22 protein-coding genes are annotated in these 18,405 nt (G+C 68.4%); 11 read left to right on the plus strand and 11 right to left on the minus strand.

What is annotated here, in order from left to right:
• The first annotated feature begins 69 nt into the window (after positions 1 to 69).
• From OG555_RS19370 to OG555_RS19400, 7 genes are all read left to right on the plus strand, one after another.
• Positions 70 to 918, plus strand: a complete 849-nt coding sequence (locus tag OG555_RS19370) for a DUF11 domain-containing protein (protein ID WP_329484310.1) — start codon at positions 70 to 72, stop codon at positions 916 to 918.
• Positions 919 to 1,107: 189 nt separating this feature from the next.
• Complete coding sequence (locus tag OG555_RS19375) at positions 1,108 to 2,727, plus strand: sugar ABC transporter substrate-binding protein (RefSeq protein WP_329484311.1); 1,620 nt, start codon at positions 1,108 to 1,110, stop codon at positions 2,725 to 2,727.
• A 3-nt stretch (positions 2,728 to 2,730) separates the two neighbouring features.
• Positions 2,731 to 3,690, plus strand: coding sequence for an ABC transporter permease (locus OG555_RS19380; protein ID WP_328524014.1), 960 nt, complete (start codon positions 2,731 to 2,733; stop codon positions 3,688 to 3,690).
• Complete coding sequence (locus OG555_RS19385) at positions 3,687 to 4,562, plus strand: carbohydrate ABC transporter permease (protein ID WP_329484312.1); 876 nt, start codon at positions 3,687 to 3,689, stop codon at positions 4,560 to 4,562. Before OG555_RS19380 ends, OG555_RS19385 begins: the two co-directional genes overlap by 4 nt.
• Positions 4,563 to 4,591: 29 nt before the next feature.
• Complete coding sequence (locus OG555_RS19390) at positions 4,592 to 5,596, plus strand: LacI family DNA-binding transcriptional regulator (protein WP_329484313.1); 1,005 nt, start codon at positions 4,592 to 4,594, stop codon at positions 5,594 to 5,596.
• Between the two features lie 35 nt (positions 5,597 to 5,631).
• Positions 5,632 to 6,327, plus strand: a complete 696-nt coding sequence (locus OG555_RS19395; protein WP_329484314.1) for an aminoglycoside 3'-phosphotransferase — start codon at positions 5,632 to 5,634, stop codon at positions 6,325 to 6,327.
• Between the two features lie 19 nt (positions 6,328 to 6,346).
• Positions 6,347 to 6,886, plus strand: a complete 540-nt coding sequence (locus tag OG555_RS19400) for an MOSC domain-containing protein (protein ID WP_329484315.1) — start codon at positions 6,347 to 6,349, stop codon at positions 6,884 to 6,886.
• A 29-nt stretch (positions 6,887 to 6,915) separates the two neighbouring features.
• On the opposite strand, the gene OG555_RS19405 is transcribed toward OG555_RS19400, so the two are convergent.
• A complete protein-coding gene (locus tag OG555_RS19405; RefSeq protein WP_329484316.1) occupies positions 6,916 to 7,074 on the minus strand; it encodes a hypothetical protein in 159 nt (52 codons plus the stop codon).
• A gap of 43 nt (positions 7,075 to 7,117) precedes the next feature.
• On the opposite strand from OG555_RS19405, the gene OG555_RS19410 reads away from it, so the two are divergent.
• On the plus strand, positions 7,118 to 7,612 hold the full coding sequence (locus OG555_RS19410) for a class E sortase (protein ID WP_329484848.1): 495 nt from the start codon (positions 7,118 to 7,120) through the stop codon (positions 7,610 to 7,612).
• Here OG555_RS19410 and OG555_RS19415 read toward each other — a convergent pair.
• The 9 genes from OG555_RS19415 to OG555_RS19455 form a co-directional block, all read right to left on the minus strand.
• The gene (locus OG555_RS19415) at positions 7,596 to 9,542 is read right to left on the minus strand and encodes a hypothetical protein (RefSeq protein ID WP_329484317.1); all 1,947 of its coding nucleotides are present in this window, start codon (positions 9,540 to 9,542) and stop codon (positions 7,596 to 7,598) included. The two genes, OG555_RS19410 and OG555_RS19415, sit on opposite strands and share 17 nt — an antisense overlap.
• 365 nt (positions 9,543 to 9,907) lie before the next feature.
• The gene (locus OG555_RS19420; protein ID WP_329484318.1) at positions 9,908 to 10,318 is read right to left on the minus strand and encodes a hypothetical protein; all 411 of its coding nucleotides are present in this window, start codon (positions 10,316 to 10,318) and stop codon (positions 9,908 to 9,910) included.
• 300 nt (positions 10,319 to 10,618) lie between these two features.
• A complete protein-coding gene (locus OG555_RS19425; RefSeq protein WP_329484319.1) occupies positions 10,619 to 10,783 on the minus strand; it encodes a hypothetical protein in 165 nt (54 codons plus the stop codon).
• A 5-nt stretch (positions 10,784 to 10,788) separates the two neighbouring features.
• Entirely contained in the window at positions 10,789 to 11,022 is a 234-nt protein-coding gene (locus OG555_RS19430) for a hypothetical protein (RefSeq protein ID WP_329484320.1), read from the minus strand.
• Positions 11,023 to 11,157: 135 nt separating this feature from the next.
• Positions 11,158 to 11,712 (minus strand): TetR/AcrR family transcriptional regulator, encoded by a 555-nt coding sequence (locus tag OG555_RS19435; protein WP_329484321.1) that lies wholly within the window; start codon positions 11,710 to 11,712, stop codon positions 11,158 to 11,160.
• Between the two features lie 84 nt (positions 11,713 to 11,796).
• A complete protein-coding gene (locus OG555_RS19440) occupies positions 11,797 to 12,219 on the minus strand; it encodes a hypothetical protein (protein ID WP_329484322.1) in 423 nt (140 codons plus the stop codon).
• 42 nt (positions 12,220 to 12,261) lie between these two features.
• Positions 12,262 to 12,999, minus strand: coding sequence for an SAM-dependent methyltransferase (locus tag OG555_RS19445; RefSeq protein WP_329484323.1), 738 nt, complete (start codon positions 12,997 to 12,999; stop codon positions 12,262 to 12,264).
• Between the two features lie 78 nt (positions 13,000 to 13,077).
• Positions 13,078 to 13,803, minus strand: coding sequence for a hypothetical protein (locus tag OG555_RS19450; RefSeq protein ID WP_329484324.1), 726 nt, complete (start codon positions 13,801 to 13,803; stop codon positions 13,078 to 13,080).
• A 24-nt stretch (positions 13,804 to 13,827) separates the two neighbouring features.
• Complete coding sequence (locus OG555_RS19455) at positions 13,828 to 14,595, minus strand: SDR family NAD(P)-dependent oxidoreductase (RefSeq protein ID WP_329484325.1); 768 nt, start codon at positions 14,593 to 14,595, stop codon at positions 13,828 to 13,830.
• Positions 14,596 to 14,794: 199 nt separating this feature from the next.
• On the opposite strand from OG555_RS19455, the gene OG555_RS19460 reads away from it, so the two are divergent.
• The 3 genes from OG555_RS19460 to OG555_RS19470 are packed head-to-tail and all read left to right on the plus strand — an operon-like array spanning position 14,795 to position 18,251.
• Positions 14,795 to 15,985, plus strand: coding sequence for a neutral zinc metallopeptidase (locus OG555_RS19460; protein ID WP_329484326.1), 1,191 nt, complete (start codon positions 14,795 to 14,797; stop codon positions 15,983 to 15,985).
• Positions 15,986 to 16,008: 23 nt separating this feature from the next.
• Positions 16,009 to 17,331, plus strand: coding sequence for a neutral zinc metallopeptidase (locus tag OG555_RS19465; RefSeq protein ID WP_329484327.1), 1,323 nt, complete (start codon positions 16,009 to 16,011; stop codon positions 17,329 to 17,331).
• Positions 17,331 to 18,251: a neutral zinc metallopeptidase gene (locus OG555_RS19470; protein ID WP_329484328.1), complete on the plus strand. Its 921-nt coding sequence runs from the start codon at positions 17,331 to 17,333 to the stop codon at positions 18,249 to 18,251. Before OG555_RS19465 ends, OG555_RS19470 begins: the two co-directional genes overlap by 1 nt.
• On the opposite strand, the gene OG555_RS19475 is transcribed toward OG555_RS19470, so the two are convergent.
• On the minus strand, positions 18,244 to 18,396 hold the full coding sequence (locus OG555_RS19475; RefSeq protein ID WP_329484329.1) for a hypothetical protein: 153 nt from the start codon (positions 18,394 to 18,396) through the stop codon (positions 18,244 to 18,246). The genes OG555_RS19470 and OG555_RS19475 overlap by 8 nt on opposite strands.
• Positions 18,397 to 18,405 lie beyond the last annotated feature (9 nt).

The following is an 18,405-nucleotide window of genomic DNA, read 5'->3' on the forward strand; positions in this document are numbered from 1 at the left end:
CATCGGCGGTCTGTGGGGGTAGAAGTTTAACTGGGGTTCATCGAACTGGGGGGCTTTACTGTGCATGCTTTGAGGACGTTTCGTGCTGCGCTGGTAACGGCGCTGGTGGGGGCCGGTCTGGTGACCGGCGCACAGATGGCGGTGGCCGCGCCACCGTCGAGTGTGATCTCGGTCAGTACAACCTCGGTCGCTCCGGGGCAGACCTTCACGATCACGCAGACACTGAACAACGACCGCGACTTCGACATCATCGGCGCGAAGGCGGGGCTGTACGCCAAGGAGCCGGCGTCGCTGCCCAGCCTGATCGACATCGTGTCCTGCCCGGAGGCCTACGCCTGCGACGTCCTGGGCAGCAGCATCCGGGGCGGCTTCCACGAGGTGAAGGCCGGCCAGTCCGTGACGCTGAACTGGACGTTCCGGGTGAAGGACGACGCTCCGGCCGGGACCATCCAGCTGCAGCACCAATTCATCGGGGAGAACTACGCGTTCGAGATCATCGACGGACCGTCGCTGACGATCGAGCCGGCCCACCAGGACGCCGACGTCGCGGTGTCGCTGAGCGCATCGGTGAAGTCGCTCGTCGTCTCGCGGATCACCTACACGGTCACGATCAAGAACAACGGGCCGGCCGATGCGACCGGCATCCGGGTGGTCGGGACCTTCCCGTCCCCGCTGGTGTACGTCGGGACGACGTGCGCCCGGGTCGGGACGACGAGGTCGGTCAACTGTGACATCCCGTCGCTGGCCAGTGGTGCCAGCGTCACCCGGACGTTCACGGCCGACGCCAGACTGCTCACGGTCGGCCGGCTGATCGCGTCGGCTCAGCGTTCGGCGAGCTTGCCGAACGACCCGGTCGCGGGCAACAACAGCGACAGCCACACCTGCACGGCGCTGACCAGCCTGCTGGTGCGTTGCTGACGACGTACTGAGGTAGTAACCGGCCGGCGGCCGCGGGTTCTCGGACCCGCGGCCGTCGGTTTTTGGCGTGGCCGACAAAAACAACACAGTTCGTGCCTGCGCCTTGCATCGAGGGGCGGGTCAGGTTTACGGTCCCGGTTAACGTTTAAGTGAGTGTTAGTGAGCACTTTCACATGACTTGGAGCAGCTATGATCAGTCGTCGGCGATTCCTGCAGGTGACCGGGGCCGCCGTGGTTGCCGGGCCCACACTCGCTGCCTGCGGTGACGGCGGTACGGCGAACGGCGGTGCGAAGGCGTCCAGCGAGCTGAAGCTCCCGACGTACAAGCCCTTCGAAGGGCTGCGGCCCGATCTGCCGGGCGCGGAGTCGGGGCTCGAGCCGGGGTTCCTGAAGTTCCCGGCGGACGCGATCTCGAGCGTGAAGACGCCGCCGCTGAAGAACGCGGTGACCGCGCTGACCGAGACGTTCGCGACACCCCCGCCGCCGATGGGCAGCAACCGGATGTGGCAGTCGCTGAACCAGGCGCTCGGCGCCGAGTTGCGGCTCACCATCGGGACAGACCCGGGCTACCCGGAGAAGTTCGCCACGCTGCTGGCCAGCGACTCGCTGCCGGACCTGATGTGGCTGCCGCCGAACCAGGGCATTCCGAACATCGGCCCGATGCTCGAGGCGAAGTTCCAGGACCTGACCAAGTACCTGTCCGGCGACGCCGTCCTGGAGTACCCGAACCTGGCCGCGCTGAAGCCGGCCTCGTGGCGGACCGCCGTGGTGAACGGGAAGATCTGGGGCGCGCCGATCCCGTCGACGCCGTTCGGTCAGGTGATGATGGGCAACCCGCGCACCTGGGAGAAGGTCGGCGGCCTGCAGTGCTCCAGCGCCGACGAGTTCTTTGCCAAGTGCAAGGAACTGACGAACGGCACCAACTACGCGCTCGAGCCGGCCATCATCAACATGCTGCACATGTTCGGCGAGTGGTTCGGCGCCCCGAACGGCTGGCGGGTGAACTCCGACCGCTCGCTGACCCACCTGTACGAGACCGACAACTACCGGGCCGCGGTCGAGTACGCCGCCAAGCTGTGGGCGGCCAAGGTGTTCTACCCGGACCTCAACCTGGCCGACGCCACCCCGAAGACCGTGAACGGTCAAATCGCCGCGCAGGTCACGGTCGGCCCGCGGGCGACGTCGGACTTCCGCGCGCTGGACCCGACGCTGTTCGTCGACACGATGATCCCGTTCGGCCATGACGGCAAGGCGAAGCCGGTCTACGACATGGGCTACGGGACGGTCGGGTTCACGCCGTTCAAGAAGACCGACGAGGGCCGGATCCGCGAACTGCTCGCGCTGATGGACTACCTGTCCGCACCGTTCGGCACCAAGGAGTACCTGCAGAAGAACTTCGGCGTCGAGGGCCAGCAGTACCAGCTGGACGCGCAGCAGAACCCGGTGCTGACCAAGGCCGGCACCCAGCAGGCGCCCGGTCTGGTCAGCGCGCTGCAGATCATGAACGCACCGGAGAGCGTGATCTTCAACCCGGCATACCCGGAAGACACCAAGAAGATCTACGCGACCGAGCAGAAGTTGCTCGAGCACGCGATGCGCAACCCGACCGCCGGCACGTACTCCGACACGTCGAGCAAGCTCGGCCCGAAGCTGACCGCGGCGTTCCGCGACACGATTGTCGACATCGTCACCGGCCGGCAGAAGATCGACGCGTACGACGCGGCCCTCAAGCGCTGGAAGTCCGGTGGCGGCGACAAGATGCGCGACGAGTTCGCCGCCGTCCTGCCCGCCAGCGTGCCGGTGTCCTGATCGATGCTGAAGCGAGCTGCCTCGACCAGGCCGGTCAAGGCCGGTCTGCCCTTCGCGGCGAAGTGGCGCCGGGACTGGCAGATGGTGCTGCTGATGATCCCGGGTGTCGTGTTCCTGCTGGTGTTCTTCTACCTGCCGGTGCTCGGCAACGTGGTCGCGTTCCAGGATTTCCAGCCGTACCTCGGCATCATGCACAGCGAGTGGAACGGGTTGCAGAACTTCGTCAACCTGTACGGCAACCCGGACTTCTGGGACGCGTTGCGGAACACGCTGCTGCTGGCCGCCGTACAACTGCTGCTGTTCTTCCCGGTGCCGATCGGGCTGGCGCTGATCGTCGATTCGCTGGTCAGCAACCGGTTCCGGCGGTGGTTCCAGACGATCGCCTACCTGCCGCACTTCCTGTCCTGGGTGCTGGTCGTCACGCTCTTCCAGCAGTCGCTCGGCGGAGCCGGGTTCGTCAACAATCTGCTGCGGAACGCGGGCCTGAACCCGATCCCGTTCATGACGAACCCGGACACCTTCCCGCTGCTGGTGGTCGCACAGCTGGTCTGGAAGGACGCCGGCTGGGCGATGATCATCTTCCTCGCCGCGCTGACCACCGTGGACGTCTCGTTGTACGAGGCGGCCGCCGCGGACGGCGCCGGCCGCTGGCGGCGGCTGTGGCACATCACGCTGCCGTCGCTGCGCACCGTCATCGTGCTGCTGCTGATCCTGCGGATCGGCGACATCCTGAGCGTCGGGTTCGAGCAGTTCATCCTGCAGCGTGACTCGGTCGGCCCGGGTGCGGCCGAAGTACTGGACACCTTCACGTACTACGCGGGTGTCGTCGGCGGCGACTGGAGCAGTGGAGCCGCGGCCGGGTTGGCCAAGGGCGTGGTCGGGGCGTTGCTGTTGTGGGGTGCGAACTCGCTCGCGCACCGGCTCGGTGAACCAGGGATCTTCCAGAAGCGTGGTGACTCGTGAGACCAGTGTGGAAAGAGAAGCCGGCGCCGTTCTACCAGTCGATCAAGGGCGTCGTACTCGGCGGATTCGCGCTGGTGATCGTGGTCCCCATCCTGGTGGTGATCTCGACGTCGCTGGCCAGTGACAAGGACATCATCGACGCGGGCGGCTATGTGTTGTGGCCGTCGCATCCGACGCTGAAGGCGTACCAGACGTTGTTCAGCGGCGGGTTGATGGGCCGGGCGATCCTGGTCAGCGTCTTCGTGACGCTCGTCGGTACGGCGATCGCACTGGCGGTCACGATCGCGTTGGCGTACGCGACCTCGCGGCCGGTGCTGTTCGGCCGGCCGGTGCTGCTGATGGTGTTGTTCACTTTGCTGTTCGCGCCGGGGATCATCCCGATGTTCCTGGTGGTGAAGCAACTCGGGCTGCTCGACAGTCTGTGGTCGCTGATCCTGCCGGGCGCGTTGGGCGCGTTCAACTTCGTTGTCCTGCGCACCTTCTTCATGAACGTGCCGGGTGAGTTGCTGGAGAGCGCGCGGATCGACGGCGCGAGCGACTTCACCATCCTCCGGCGGATCGTGATGCCGTTGTCGAAGGCGGTGATCGCGGTCGTCGGGCTGTTCTACGCGGTCGGGTTCTGGAACGCCTTCTTCAACGCGCTGCTCTACCTGAACGACACGTCGAAGTGGCCGGTGCAGGTGATCCTGCGGACCTACGTCCTGCAAGGCAAGTCGCTCTCGGCGGATCAGCTCGGGGTGGAACCGCTGCCCCAGCCGCAGTCGCTGCAGATGGCCGTGGTGGTGGTCGCGCTGGTCCCGATCGCGATGGTTTACCCGTTCCTGCAGCGACACTTCACCAAGGGCGTCATCACGGGAGCCGTCAAGGGCTGATGCCGTCTGCGAGAATCGACCGTATGTCGATGGGGCACACACAGGACCGGCCGACTCTCCGGATGGTCGCGAAGGAAGCGGGCGTTTCGGTCGCGACCGTGTCCTACGTGCTGTCCGGGCGGCACCGCAGCCACACCATCAAGGACTCGACCGCGGAGCGGGTCCGCGAGGCGGCGTCGCGGCTCGGGTACCGCCGCAACGACGCGGCCCGCGCGATCCGGACCGGCAAGTCCGACCTGGTCCTGCTGTCACTGAGCGTGCTGGCCGACCCCTGGTCGCAGGCGGTCGCGGAGACCGTCAGCGCCGCGGTCAGCCCGCTCGGTAAGACCGCGCTGATCGTGGCCGACGGCGACTGGCGGACAGTGCTGTCGAACCGGACGCCCGACGTGATCTTCATCGACAGCGTCAGTACGGATCCGGCGCAGATCGCGGAACTGGAGGCGTTCGCGGCGCAGGGTGTTCAGATCGTCGCCTTCAGTGAGACGCTCGAGCCGCGTGGCTTCGACGTGATCCGGTCCGGCGCCGAGCCGCGCTGTCACCTTGCTGTGGAACACCTGCTCGAGCACCACGACCGGGTCGGCGCGCTCACGTCGCGGACGTCCGGATCCGCTCGGTTCGACGCGTATCTGAACACGCTCCGGGCAGCCGGCAAGCCGATCCGCAATGACGACATCGAGGTCTTCGAACCGCACCCGGAGGGCGCCTACCGGGCCGCGATGGCGTTGCTGAGCAGGCCCGATCGCCCGACGGCGCTCTACTGTACGACGGACTTCGCCGCGATCGCCGCCGTCCGGGCAGCCCATCGACTGCGGATCGACGTACCCCGGGATCTGGCCGTGGTCGGCGTCGGGAACACGCCTGAGGGTGAGCATCTGGATCCGTCGCTGTCGACGGTCGGCCCGGTCGGCTTCAACGACGCGCTGACCCGGATCATCGTCGGCCGCCTCACAGACCGCGAAGGCGCCCCCGGCGAAACCTTCGACTTCCCCTGGCAACTCATCGTCCGCGACTCCTCCAGGGTCGACCCCGCTTGATCGGCTGGGAGCCGGTGCCGGCGGGGGAGTCCGCCATGTCGGTGTACCGGCGCGGCGACGTCTTCGCGAAGTGCTGCGGGGTGGCCGATGTGGCCGAGTTGCGGGCCGAGCGTGACCGGGCGGAGTGGCTCGCCGGCACGGGTCTGCCCGGTGCGACGGTGGTGGATTGGGTGGAGTCGGCGGATGGGGCGCGCCTGATGACGACCGCGGTGCCTGGTGTTCCCGGCGATTCACTCCCGCCGGCGGCTCATCTGGCGGCTGCCGAGAGTCTGGGTCGCGTCCTGCGCGACCTGCATTCGCTGACCGACTGCCCGTTCGAGCGCCCGCTGTCGTCGGTGATCGCGCTGGCCGAGGACGTCGTACGGCGGGACGCGGTGAACCCGGCCTTCCTCACCGACGAGTGGCGATTACTGAAGCCGACCGAGCTCCTGGCGCAAGTAGTTGCCGAGCGCCCCTATGTCGAGTCGGTCGCGGAGCCGGTCGTGTGCCACGGCGACGCGTGCCTCCCGAACGTCTTCTTCGACCCGGTGACGCTGGACGTCACCGGCCTGATCGACCTCGGCCGCCTCGGCATCGCAGACCGCTACTCCGACCTGGCGCTCACCACCATCCAGCTGCACGACGAGTGGTCGGCCGATCCCGCGCCGTTCCTCGCGGCGTACGGACTTCCGGAGCCCGACGAGCGCCGTCTGTACTTCTACCGCCTCCTCGACCCGCTCACCTGGGGCTGACCGCCGTACCGTTGACCGCGTGGGCATCCCGGTCGAGATCGTCGCGTTGATGGTCTCGCCTGTGCACGCCTTCGAGGGGCGGCCGCAGGACGGTCCAGAGCCGGATCCGGAGCCGGTGGGGCGGGCGGAGGTCGAGATCCGGGCGGAACTGGGGATCGTGGGGGATCGCTACTTCGCGCAGAAGGTGCACCGGAACGCGGCGGTCACCTTCCTGGACGCCGCCTCGCTGGACGAGCTGGCTCGCGACCTGGGACTGCCGGCGGCGCCTGATCCCTTGCTGATGCGCCGCAACATCGTGGTTCGCGGCTTCCCGATCGACACCCTCGCCGCCCATCGGACGCCCGACGGCACGCGCGTCGACGGCCGCCGCTTCACCCTCGACTCCGGCGCGGGCGCGATCACCTTCCAGGCCAACCGTCCCGCCAATCCGTGCGGCTGGATGGACGTTGTCCTCGCTCCCGGCGCGTTCCGGGCTCTCCGCGGCCACGGCGGCATACGCACCACCCCGCTGACCTCCGGCACCCTCCGGCTCGGGCCGGCCGTGCTTACCGTCCTCTGAGGTTTTCGCGCGGCTTTCGGTCTGACGGCTTACCGTCGGAGGGTGAGGCTGGTGGTGGGGTTGCTCGTCGCGGCGGCCGGGCTGGTGGGGTGCAGTGATGTTGCGCCGGCCGGCGGGGCGTCGCCTACTGCCACGCCCACCCGCTCGTCTTCGACGCCGACCGCGGCGCCCAGCAGTCCCTCACCCAAGCCTTCACCTACGTCGAAGCCCACGGTTTCAGGTGTGACGACCATGACGATTCCGGCGATCGGCGTCCGTGGACTGCGGGTCGTTGCTTACGTGGGTACGGCGGATGACGGGCCTGGGACTGTGATCCAGAATCGCGGCGTCGCCGCCAGTCCGCGCGGGCCGAGGGGCGGCGTCGGGCCGGGCGACGTGGGGAACTTCATCATCACCGGGCATCGGACGAGTCATGGGCGGCCGCTCGGCCGGGCGACCGAGCTGGTGAACGGCGACCACATCCTGATCACCGCGGGCGGGACCGTGTACGACTACGTGGTGAACCGGACGATGACGATCTCGTTCCGCAAGTCGGCCGAGCTGGCCCAGCAGAACGCCGCCGTGCCGGGCCGTCCAGGCGTGACGCCGACTCGGGCGATGATCACGATCTCCACCTGTGCGACGCCCGAGGATCACGCCGCGGGCAACTTCTGGCACGACGAACTCGGCAACCCCGAACACCGCATCAACAAGATCGGCACCCTGGTCGCTACCCATCCTCTGTGACCTGGACTCGGTGGGTGCCGGTGGGGTCGACGTGGAATGTGAAGCCGTGGGGTGTGGTCCATTCCAGGGTCTGGTGGTCGAGGCGGTGGACGGTCCAGCCGTGGGCGTGGGTTTTGACCCGGTGGCCGAAGCGGCCGAGCGGTGCGAGGTTGGTGGTGCTGGTTTGGCCGGGTGGGCCGAGGGGGTCGTAGGGCTGGAGGTGGTCCAGGTCCATGCCGGGGTGGGTTTCTTGGGTGCCGAACGGGAAGAGTTCGACGGGGTGGGTGAGTTTGATGCGTTCGCGGATCCGGTCGGGGATCTCGTAGGCGTCGACACTGACGGCGTCGTTGAGGTCGATGACCGGCTTCACAGTGTACGGGCCGTAGCCGATGAGTTCGGCCAGCTGGTCGGCGAGCAGCGGGCCGATGCCCTCGGCGCGGAGTACGCCGGTGCCGGTGCCGGTGGCGAGGGTGTGGTCGGTGAGGTGGACGTAGATCTGGGTCTGGCCCGGACGGGTTCGTCGGCTGGTGGGGTTGGTGTAGGCGTCGTGCTTGATTTGGGCGAGGCGGGTGTGCAGGGCGCGTTGGGCGGCGGCGTTCAGGGGTTCGCCGTCGTCGGGGTCGAGGTGCAGGCCGGGGTCGGACGGGTCGAAGCGTTCGACAACCCTCTGGGGTGGTGCGTCGAGGGGGTCGGGCAGGTCGCTGGCGCTTGGGTGGGGTGCGTCGCGGTCGGCCTCGTCCTCCGCGCCGACTTCGCCCCAATCATTGGCTGGATGGTCGAGCAGGTCCTCGTCATCCCGTCCGGCACTGGATCCCACGCCGGGGTCCGCACCATCTCTGCGCGCCGCGGCCGGAGCCGCGGGGTCGATGCGACGGCCGGCGTGGTCAGGGTAGTCGGCGCGGGCATCGGCCGGGGCGGCGCTGTGGTTGGTGGCGCCCGAGGTGGTGGCGTCCTGAGCGGTGGTGCGCGAAGCGGTGGTGCCTGGAGCGGTGGTGCGCGAAGCGGTGGTGCCTGGAGCGGTGGTGCGCGAAGCGTTAGTGCCACGAGCGGTGCTCGGGACAGTGGTGCCCGGAGCGGTCGTGTCTGATGCGCCGGTGGCGTCCGGGGCCGTGTTGTCCTGAGCGGTGGTGTCCGGGGCGGCGCTGGTGGTATCTGGGGTCGTGGTGTCGAGGCGGTGGGTGCGGGCTTGGGTGAGGAGTTCTTGGGCGTAGCGGGGGTCGGCGATGATGCCGACGGCGTCGGCGCGCCGGTGCTGGACCGACCGGGTGTCGCCGAAGGTTTTGAGGGCGTCGGCGATCGCGTCGAGGGTCGCCTTGGTGCGGATGACTGCACCGGCGGCGGCTTTGATGTACATGGTCTTGGTGCCGTGCTCATCCGCGCGGCCGACGAACACGCCCCGTTCGCGGGCCGTCTCGGCGGCCTCGGCCCGCGCCAGGTCGGCATCGGCGTGCATCTTCGCGGCCTGGACGATCTTGTTCAGCCGGTACGGGGTGATGGAATCGATCAGGGATGCGGCCCGCCGGTCGACGTACCGGGCGGCGTCCTCGGACAACTTCACGCACTCGGCCACGATCCGGCACGCCTTCCACGCAGTCGCCTCACCGGCCAGGACCCGCGCCCAGGTGAACGGGAACCGGTGCCGCAACGCCAACGCCTGACCGATGTAGTTCGCCGCGACCCGGGGTGAGATCCCCAGCATGACCGCGAACTCGGCGATCGCGAACTCCAAGATCTCCGGGCACCCGTCGCCACCCAGCACCACCGCCCGTTCGCGGCCGTCGCAGGCACGGCGGCCCGGGCGGACCGGGCACGCGTCAGGATGGAAACGATCGGCATAGACCTGGGCATGTTCCAGGCGCCGCGCGTCGACCCGCCGGGCCTCGGCGTCGTGGTCGGCGGCCGAGGCCAGCAGGTCGGCCGTCGAAAGCGTCGCCAGGTCTCCTTCGAACATGTGTGCGATTCTACGCACCGCCATGAGGCTGCGGCAAATCCGACGAGACCCCGAAAGCCCTTATCCACAAGGGGAAACATCACATCGGAACGACTGCGGAGTTGGGTAAGCCGAGCTGAGGTTCACCGGGGCGGCCGGAGGTCCTGGATCAGTATGGTCGGTTTGCCGGTGATCGCGGCCGGGAGGAGCATGCGGAGACCTCGCGGGCGAAGAATCAGCAGGAGCGCACGTCGGGCCGGCAGTTCCGTCCGCGAGTCTCGCAGGAACCAGCGTGCTGCTTAGCGGCCGACGCGTTTCTTCTCCTCGATGACCGGCCGCCGGGTCTGCTCGTACTCGGTCGGCCCGGCTTCGATCGGCTTCCGTGTTCACCAGCAGGTCCGCGAGTACGCAAGCGCCTGCGGTCCCCCGCGACACGCCCTGCCCGGCGAGCAGCGAGACCGCGTAGCTCGCATCCCCACCAGTTCCTGCTGCGCCCGCCGTTCCTGCTGCGCCTGCCGTTCCTGCTGCGCCTGCCGTTCCTGCTGCGCCTGCCGTTCCTGCTGCGCCTGCCGTTCCTGCTGCGCCTGCCGTTCCTGCTGCGCCTGCCGTTCCTGCTGCGCCCGCCGCTTCTGCCCGACCCGCCCGGAGCTCCACCGTGGCATCACGATCCGCGCGACCTGGTTCCAGTAGATCTCGTCCTCGTCCGGACACAGCGCCTCCGGCGCGACCCAGCCGAGGTCGGCGCCCAGCCGCAGGGCCTCGCGGTAACGGACAAGGCTGGGTGCTGATCTCGTCATCAAGCGATCCGAGCGGGACTTCGTGGACGTCGGCGCCGGCACCCGCTTCCAGGTCGGCATCGCGACACCATCTGGACGCATCGCACTCGACATGGACACGGTCTCGGCGCGTGCCCACGCTGCCGGTACGCCGCCTTGATCGCGGCCCGTGAGTCCGCCGGCGGCGACGGGTCCGCCGTACGGTGGACGGCGAAGGACGCGACCCGCCGTCCCGCAGCAGAAGCCGAACTGGCTGCCGATCGTGTCGGGTCAGGCAGAACCGCCCGCGACCTCGGCGTGGATGTGCGGTGCGTCGAAGGTCTAAGCGGCTGTAGGGAAGCCGAGATGCCGCAGGCACGACGTCTCCGGCCCGAAGACCAGCCGGCGTACGGCGGAATCGATGCCGTCGGCACCTATCAGCACGTACGCGTCCAGCGTCGCCCCCTCCGCAAGCCCGATGCGTACGCCGTCAGGCCGATTCGTCATGCTGGTCAGGGTCGCGCCGTGCCGGAGGTCGAGGTCGGCCGGAACGTGCTCCTCGTGCCGGTCGGGTGAGAAGAGCTCCCGCAGTACCCGCTCGAGGTCTGGGCGGCGGATGACGCTGAGCAGGTCACCTCGGCGACCTGCAGGATGTCGATCCCGGCCCGTCGGCGGTCCTGCTCGTCGACCAGGACGGCTTCGCTGGTGCGGTACGCGACCTCTTCGAGGGCGAGAAGCACGCCCATCGCGTCGTACCCAGGCCCGAAGATCAGGTGGCCCCGGGCGCGGAGACCCGTGGTGTGGTCAAAGCACGGTCACCTCCCGGCCGACGGTCGCCAGTCGGTGGGCGAGAGCGAGGCCAGCGATGCCCGCGGCGCAGATCAACTCACCAGTCTTCGGAGGACGTGGGCCGTGCCGTCGCTTCTCGAGCCGAGAGCCCGATGCAGGAGCAGGCCGTCGACGGCGGCCGCGAGTACGGCGGCGGTCGCGGCCGGGTCGGGCACCTGACGGATCCGCAGCCAGTCCTCCAGGCGGCCCCGGAAGTCCGCCACCATCGCCGCGAGCTGCTCGCGTAGCCGCTCGTCGCGGGTGGCGGCCAGGTAGGCCTCGACGAACAGCAGCGACATCGGGTCGGTGCCGTCGTACTGCTCGACCGACGCGACTATGGCGTCGACAGCCTCGGCCGGAGTCTCCGCGGACCCGAAGACCTCGTCGGTGTCGGCCAGCATCTGACGCATCGTGGTGACGACCGACTCGGTGAGCACCGCCTGCACGGACGGGAAGTGATAGTGCACAACGCTCGGCGTGACGCCGGCGCGGTCGGCCAGGATCCGGGTGCTCACCGCGGACCAGCCGCGCTCCGGGATCAGCTCCGCCCCGGCCGCGAGCAACCGCTGCCGAACCTCGTGCCCACGAGCAGCTGCTGGAGACGTCACGGGCCGATCCTCTCGGGCAATCGCCCTGTACGATCGCCCTGATACTAGCTCCCGCGAAAGCCCGTCGGGAACCGCAGGTGAGCGTTACTTGCGGCCGAACTTCCACCACTTCGGCTTGTTCATCTTGATCTCGTCGTCGCTGAGCGGCGGCGGCACCGGCGGCCGGGACTCCTCGGTGAGGAAGTTGCCGGACTCGGTGTCGTACGGCGTGACGCCGAGCCGCCGGCTGATCTCCATCACGATCGGGATCGAGCGCGGGCCGTCGTTCAGGTAGAACGTGATGTCGCGGACCTCGACGCCCTTGCCGATGGTCATCTCGACGTCGTACTCCGGGCTCCGCAGCGCCAGCCAGGACGGTTTGCTCGTATCCACGTCCGGCACCAGCTCGCGAACCACGGCCATCACGTCGGTCGCCGTACCGACCGATGGTGGCTCGTAGTCGACCGGCATGTCGTCGAGGCGACGTACGCCTCCTGGCCCTCGCACCGCGTACACAGCCCAACTCATGCCCCCAGCATCCCTCACTGCGGGCCTACGGGCGACAGGCGGCTACGGTTTGCGCGCGGCGAGGATGGCGAAGGTCAGGAACTCGCCCTGGTCGGCCTCGAGCATGTCGAGTGCGCCCTTGCGCGTGCCGCGGTACTCCGAGACCGCGTGCGACCAGGCCAGCCAGTCCGCCCACCCGGACTCCTGCAGTCGTGCCGCGGTGACCTCGACGAGCTCGGTGATCTCCCACTGGAACCGCCACCAGTCAGCCGTGTGCCAAGCCAGCGCTTCCCAGCCGACCAGCGTCTTGATGTGGCCCGGGATGTGGCCGAGCTCGCGGATCTCCTTCCGCAGTGCCGGGGTGGCGACGCCGAGCTGGCCGCCCGGCTTGAGGAACTGCGTGATGTAGGCGAGATAGCCGTCCGCGGTCCCGAAGTACTCGTAGGCGTCGATGCACACGATCGCGTCGAAGAACCCGTGCGCGAAGGGCAGCGTGTGCGCCTCCGCCTTCACCGTCACGACCCCGTCGACGCCCTGCGCCGCGATGTGCGCGGCCGCCTCGGTCGGGTCGACCCACAGATCCGCAGCCCACACGTGTACGCCGTACTCGCGGGCCAGGAACACCGACGTCGTCCCCTTCCCCGACCCGAGATCCAGTACCCGCATCCCCGGCCGCAACTCGAGGTCCCGCGCCAGGTCCTCCAACAACCACAGTGGATGCGGGCCCATGTCCCCGGCCAGCACCCACTCGGCGTCATACCCGTTGGACCGCGGATACCCGTGCCGCTTCAACTCCACCATTGCCACACCCTAGACCCAGCAAAACCGGATGGTCCTGGCATTTTCCGCGCCCCCGATGGTTGCCCCCGGCATCTGTCGTCACCCGGGGACGACGCTGATGGGGATGCCGTCTGCTTGGAGGAGTACTCGGGCTCCCAGCGGCCTGGTGAGAGTGGCGGTGACCAGGCGTCCGACGGCGACTGCGGGGATGACCTCGACCCAGTCGTAGGGGGTGGACTGGATTTGGAGGAGTACGGCGATGGGAGTTTCGAGGACTGCGGAGACCTGGACGTCGGTGTAGGCCGGCGGGGACCCGTGGACGATCAGTCTGATCGTTCGCCCGCCATCGGTCAGGACGGCGGGTGGAAGGCCGCGTAGTCCACCGCGATAGGACGAATCGAAAACCGCCGGCCACCAGGTGGTTGCCTCGACGTCCGGATCGAGTGCGAGCATCGAGCGGACCCCGGATCCTTTGAACTTCGGCTCCAGTGAGCGCCGGGTTGCGACGCCCTCGAACTCAATGCGGTACGCCGGAAGCGGCCGGTGCCCGCGGTCCGTTCGGAACTCCGGGTAGACCCGCCGAACCGAGCGCACCCGGACAGGATCGACGTGCCAGTGCGGCGCGGGGTTCGGCTGGAGCGCCTCCAGCAGGCCAGGCGGCAGTTCGACGTCCGACACGACCGCCGCATGGTGGAGGACGGACACCTTGTCCTCCACCATCGGGAGCGCGCCCGGCCCGATCGCATAACTCATCAACACGATCGGCCGCGGCTGACGGTCAACCGGGAAGTCGTCCCACAACGCCAGTGCCTCTGCCGGTTCCACACTCCAAGAGTCGCACCGCCGGCGTCAGTAGACCGAGTAGCCGCCGTCGACCAGAAGCACCGAGCCAGTCATGAAGGATGACGCCGGGCTGGCCAGATAGACGACGGACGGAGCGATCTCTTCGGGCGTGGCATAGCGCTGCTGGGGCGCGTCGAGGATCCAGTGCTGCTGGAACTCGGGCTCGTCGACCGGCGACATATCGGTCTTCACGTAGCCAGGAGCCAACGCGTTCACCCGGATCCCGTACGGCGCCCACTCGGCGGCGAGACTGCGGGTCAGGTGATGTACGGCCGCCTTGGACGCGTTGTACGACGCCTGCCACTGCGGACGGTTCACGATCTGGGCGGACATGCTGCCGACGTTGACGATCGCCCCGCCGCCGGCGTCGATCATCTCGCGGGCCACCGCCGTACTGCAGTTCCACAGCGCCGTCAGGTTGAGGTCGAGGACCTGCTGCCACTCCTCCGGCGGCACGTCGAGCGACGGGCGATGGATCGCGATCCCGGCGTTGTTCACCAGGATGTCGATCCCGCCGAACTCGGTGGTGACGTCGGCGACGAGACGGCGTACGTCGTCCGGGTCGGTGATGTCGGCCTGGAGCGCGAGACCACGCCGGCCGCGCGCCTCGATCTCCGCGGCGACCGCCGCGTTGCGGTCGGTGTCGCGGGCGGCGATCGCGACGTCGGCGCCGGCCTCGGCCAGCGCGAGGGCGAACGCGCGACCGAGACCGCGGTTCCCGCCGGTGATCAGCGCCCGCTTGCCTGTCAGGGCAAAGGTTTCCAAGACGTTCATGCGCGGCTCCTGCGTGTGGTTACTGGGAGTAGGTTCTCGGTCGGGTTGGGTAGCGGAACGATGTCAATAGCTGCAAGCGGTATCCCGGATGCCGGTCGAGGGCTTAGCATCTTGCGTCGGTCCGGGACAGGGGGTGTCCCCGGCCAGGTTGACATGTGGGTGGAACCGGCGGAGTCCGGTACTGGGGAGAAGCGGGGACATGATGGCGGACAAGCCGGCGCCCAAGCCCGGCCATTTCTTGCCGGGCGGCGAGGGTGAGCAAGGAGCCGACAGCGCCGAATCCAAGCCGGCAGTGGCGGCGCCGTTGGCCGCGCCGACGCGGCGGTTGAGTGGGGAGGCGCCACCGACGCCCCCGCAGTTGTCCGGCTCGCGGATCGACTCGAAGCGCCTGTCCGGCACCCGCCTCGGTCCGCCGCCACCCGATGACCCGGCGGCCGCGGCGTACCGGGCCGTCTTCCACCCCGAGCCGATCCCGTTCGTCCCGAAGAAGCGGTCGAAGGCGCTGGTCGCCGCGGTCGTCGTCGCGGCGCTACTGATCGTCGGGGGCGGAGTCGCGTTCGCCGCCAAGGTGCTCACGTCGTACGACGATTTCGTCGCCAACCCGATGGGTTCGCCGTCCGTCCGCCCGAGCGACGGGGCCACCACCGAACCGACGCGCAAGGTCACGCCGGACGCCGACGTGGTCACGAAGAACCCGCTCTACACGGCCGGCAAGCTGCCGGTGGTCAGGTGCCAGGAGCCCGCGTACCGGCCGACCTCCAAGGAGAACGTCCGCTCGTACTACCAGACCCTGATCGCCTGCATGGACAAGGTGTGGGAGCCGATCGTCACCAAGGCCGGCTTCGAGTTCCGGTCGCCGCGGCTGATCGTCTTCGACGAAGGCCAGGAGACGGCGTGCGGCGTACAGAAGGAGGTCTCGTCGTACTGTCCGGACGAGCAGGGCGGCAGCGTCACCATGCCGTGGCAGGACCTGATGGACCACTACCCGACGCACAAGGCGCTGGCCCGGGCCGACATGGCTCAGTCGCTCGGGTTCGTGTACGGCGCGCACCTGCAGAACCTGACCGGGATCTTCGATGCCTCCGACAACCTCCGCGACACCGCGGCCAACCCGGCCGGGCAGCTGGAGCAGGACCGGCGGAGGGCCCTGCAGTCGAACTGCTTCTCGGCCGTCTTCTTCGGCGCGGCCAAGGCGAGCTTCCCGCTGCGCGGCGAGCTGCTCCGGCAATGGACCTCGCTGATCCAGCACGGCGGCGACGAAAACACCAAGGACAAGGTCCGCGACCACGGCTCCGCCAAGAGCCTCACCCTGTGGATGAACCGGGGCTTCGCCAGCACCGATCCCGCGACCTGCAACACTTTCGTGGCGGCACCCGCCCAGGTCAGCTGACGAGACGACGATGAGGACCACCGATGCCTGAGGAGAACGCGGACACCGGCGTGGGTACGGCGGGAGGCTCGCCCAAACCGGGACACTTCCTGCCGGGTGGAGCCGGTGACGTGCTGACCGAGAGCGACCTGGCCGCGGCGCGCCCACTCGCCGCGAACCGCCAGCAGCCCCTCGGCCTCGGCAAGGCCCGCTCGATCTCCGCACCCGACTCGACCCTTCGTCACAAGGCCCGCCCGCTCCCGACGGACCCCGACGCGACCGGCGACTACAGCGGACCGCCCATGGCACCGCTCACGGGTGCTCACCGGACCCCGTTGAAGGGCACCCGCCGTACCGGCGGCCCCCGGCCGGTCGGCTGGCACTCGAATCCGACCCGCGCGGCCGCCCAGTTCTCCGCCGAACCCCCGCCGGTCAAACCTCCGCGCCACTACTCGCGCGCCGTCATCGCCGGCCTCTCCGCGCTCGTCCTGATCATCCTCACCGGCGCCACCGTCGCCGGCTTCAAACTCATCGACTCCTACGGCAACACCGTCGACAACCCCCTGGCGCAACCCTCGGTGAAGAAGTCGCAGCTCCCCATGCCGATCCCGCCGGACCCCACCAAGACCGTCACGGTCCCGGTGGTTCCCGACCTGGTCCGCCTCCGCCAGAACAAGCTCTACACCGTCGGCAAGCTTCCCGCCGTGACGTGCAAAGAGCCGGCGATCAAGCCGAACTCCCAGTCCGCGATCCTCAACTACTACAAGGCTCTCCTCCCCTGCTTGAACAACGCCTGGGCGCCGGTGGTGAAGAAGGCCGGCTACGAGTTCCGCTCACCGAAGGTGCTCCTGCAAACCAACCAGGTGGCGGCGAACGACTGCACCGGCGAGGAGAGCGTGGCGTACTACTGCCCCTCCGACGAGACCATCAACATCAGCTGGAAGGAGGATCTCGCGTATTACAAGAACAGTCCGCTGGCCGCCAGAATCTGGATGATGGACACGATGGCGCACGAGTACGGCCACCACGTCCAGAACATGACCGAGATCCTCACGGCGGCCTGGTCCCGCGGAGGGTGGGCCAAGACGAAGGCGGAGAAACTCGAGTGGAGCCGTCGCGAGGAGTTGCAGGCGGACTGCCTGGGCGCGGCGTTCCTCGGTGCGAACAAGAAGTCGCTCGGTCTCAGCGGCGAGAAGCTGAACCTGTGGGAGTGGGAGAGCCAGCACACCGGCGACGAGTACAACCCGAAGAAGGTCCGCGACCACGGTTCCCGTAAGAGCCACTGGCTGTGGTCCGAGCCGGCGTTCAAGTCCGCCAGCCCGGCCTCCTGCAACACGTTCAGCGCGCCCGCGAAAAAGGTGAGTTGATGTCTGGTACGGCGAAGCGGGCAGGGCTGGCCGTTGTCGCCGTACTGGCTGTGGTGGTGACTGGGGGGTGTGGACGGGCCAACAAGCCTGTGGTGGCGGACGCTGCGCACTCGGTCGCTTCTACGCCGACACCGACGCCTTCGGTCACGCCGACCGCTTCGGTGGCGAGTCCTTCTGATCCGCGGACGATGGATCTGAGTGACGGGGTGCTGAAGAACAAGCTGTACCTGGCGGGGAAGGTGCCGGCGGTGCAGTGTGTGTTGCCGCGGCCGAACCTGACCACCAAGGCGGGGATGCTCGCGTACGCCCGGGTGTTCGTCACCTGCATGGACAAGGCCTGGGCGCCGGTGGTCGAGCGTTCCGACGCGTACCTCGTGCCGCCGAAGATCTTCGCCTACAGCCTGCACCACCTGTCCGCCACGCCCGAGTGTGCGAATCCCCTGGCGAACGTCGACGCGTTCTACCGCCAGGGTGGCCTGACCGGACAGATCTGCTTCGACTACGACACCTTCCTCGGCGCGGACGACCCGGTCGAGAACCTGATCGACTTCGAGCAGTTGCTCGCGCACGAGTACGGACATCACGTCCAGCACTCGGTCGGCATCCTCACGCTGTACAACGAGCTGTACCGCGGCAGGACCCAAGCCGGCCAACTGGAAGTCCAACGCCGCAAGGAACTCCAGGCCAGCTGCCTGGGCGCCGCCTTCCTGGGCGCTAACAAATCCACCTTCCAACTCACCGGCCGCCGCCTGGCCATCTGGCAGAACATCGTCCGCCACGTAGGTGACGAGTACAACGACGCCCACATCCGAGACCACGGATCCCGCAAAAGCCACGCCTACTGGACGCTCAAAGCCTTCACCGCCACCACCCCCGCCGCCTGCAACACCTTCACGGCACCCCCAAAGCGCGTCAGTTGATGCCCAAACCAGCCACACTCGTGCTGCTCGCCGTACTGGCCGCATCCGTCACCACAGCCTGCGGACACCACACCACTCCCGCCGCCGCGAACCCAGTACCCTCGTCCGTCACCACGCCGACCCCGACGCCAATCCCTTCGCCCACACCGAGACC

The organism is Kribbella sp. NBC_01484, assembly GCF_036227145.1.
In the GTDB taxonomy this organism is placed as follows: Bacteria; Actinomycetota; Actinomycetes; order Propionibacteriales; family Kribbellaceae; genus Kribbella.

Coding starts and splice junctions, on each gene's coding strand:
- OG555_RS19375 (WP_329484311.1), top strand. CDS start 1,108: ATGATCAGTCGTCGGCGATTCCTGCAGGTGACCGGGGCCGCCGTGGTT.
- OG555_RS19380 (WP_328524014.1), top strand. CDS start 2,731: ATGCTGAAGCGAGCTGCCTCGACCAGGCCGGTCAAGGCCGGTCTGCCC.
- OG555_RS19390 (WP_329484313.1), top strand. CDS start 4,592: ATGGGGCACACACAGGACCGGCCGACTCTCCGGATGGTCGCGAAGGAA.
- OG555_RS19395 (WP_329484314.1), top strand. CDS start 5,632: ATGTCGGTGTACCGGCGCGGCGACGTCTTCGCGAAGTGCTGCGGGGTG.
- OG555_RS19410 (WP_329484848.1), top strand. CDS start 7,118: ATGACGATTCCGGCGATCGGCGTCCGTGGACTGCGGGTCGTTGCTTAC.
- OG555_RS19415 (WP_329484317.1), bottom strand. CDS start 9,542: ATGTTCGAAGGAGACCTGGCGACGCTTTCGACGGCCGACCTGCTGGCC.
- OG555_RS19420 (WP_329484318.1), bottom strand. CDS start 10,318: ATGACGAGATCAGCACCCAGCCTTGTCCGTTACCGCGAGGCCCTGCGG.
- OG555_RS19425 (WP_329484319.1), bottom strand. CDS start 10,783: ATGACGAATCGGCCTGACGGCGTACGCATCGGGCTTGCGGAGGGGGCG.
- OG555_RS19430 (WP_329484320.1), bottom strand. CDS start 11,022: ATGGGCGTGCTTCTCGCCCTCGAAGAGGTCGCGTACCGCACCAGCGAA.
- OG555_RS19440 (WP_329484322.1), bottom strand. CDS start 12,219: ATGAGTTGGGCTGTGTACGCGGTGCGAGGGCCAGGAGGCGTACGTCGC.
- OG555_RS19445 (WP_329484323.1), bottom strand. CDS start 12,999: ATGGTGGAGTTGAAGCGGCACGGGTATCCGCGGTCCAACGGGTATGAC.
- OG555_RS19455 (WP_329484325.1), bottom strand. CDS start 14,595: ATGAACGTCTTGGAAACCTTTGCCCTGACAGGCAAGCGGGCGCTGATC.
- OG555_RS19460 (WP_329484326.1), top strand. CDS start 14,795: ATGATGGCGGACAAGCCGGCGCCCAAGCCCGGCCATTTCTTGCCGGGC.
- OG555_RS19465 (WP_329484327.1), top strand. CDS start 16,009: ATGCCTGAGGAGAACGCGGACACCGGCGTGGGTACGGCGGGAGGCTCG.
- OG555_RS19470 (WP_329484328.1), top strand. CDS start 17,331: ATGTCTGGTACGGCGAAGCGGGCAGGGCTGGCCGTTGTCGCCGTACTG.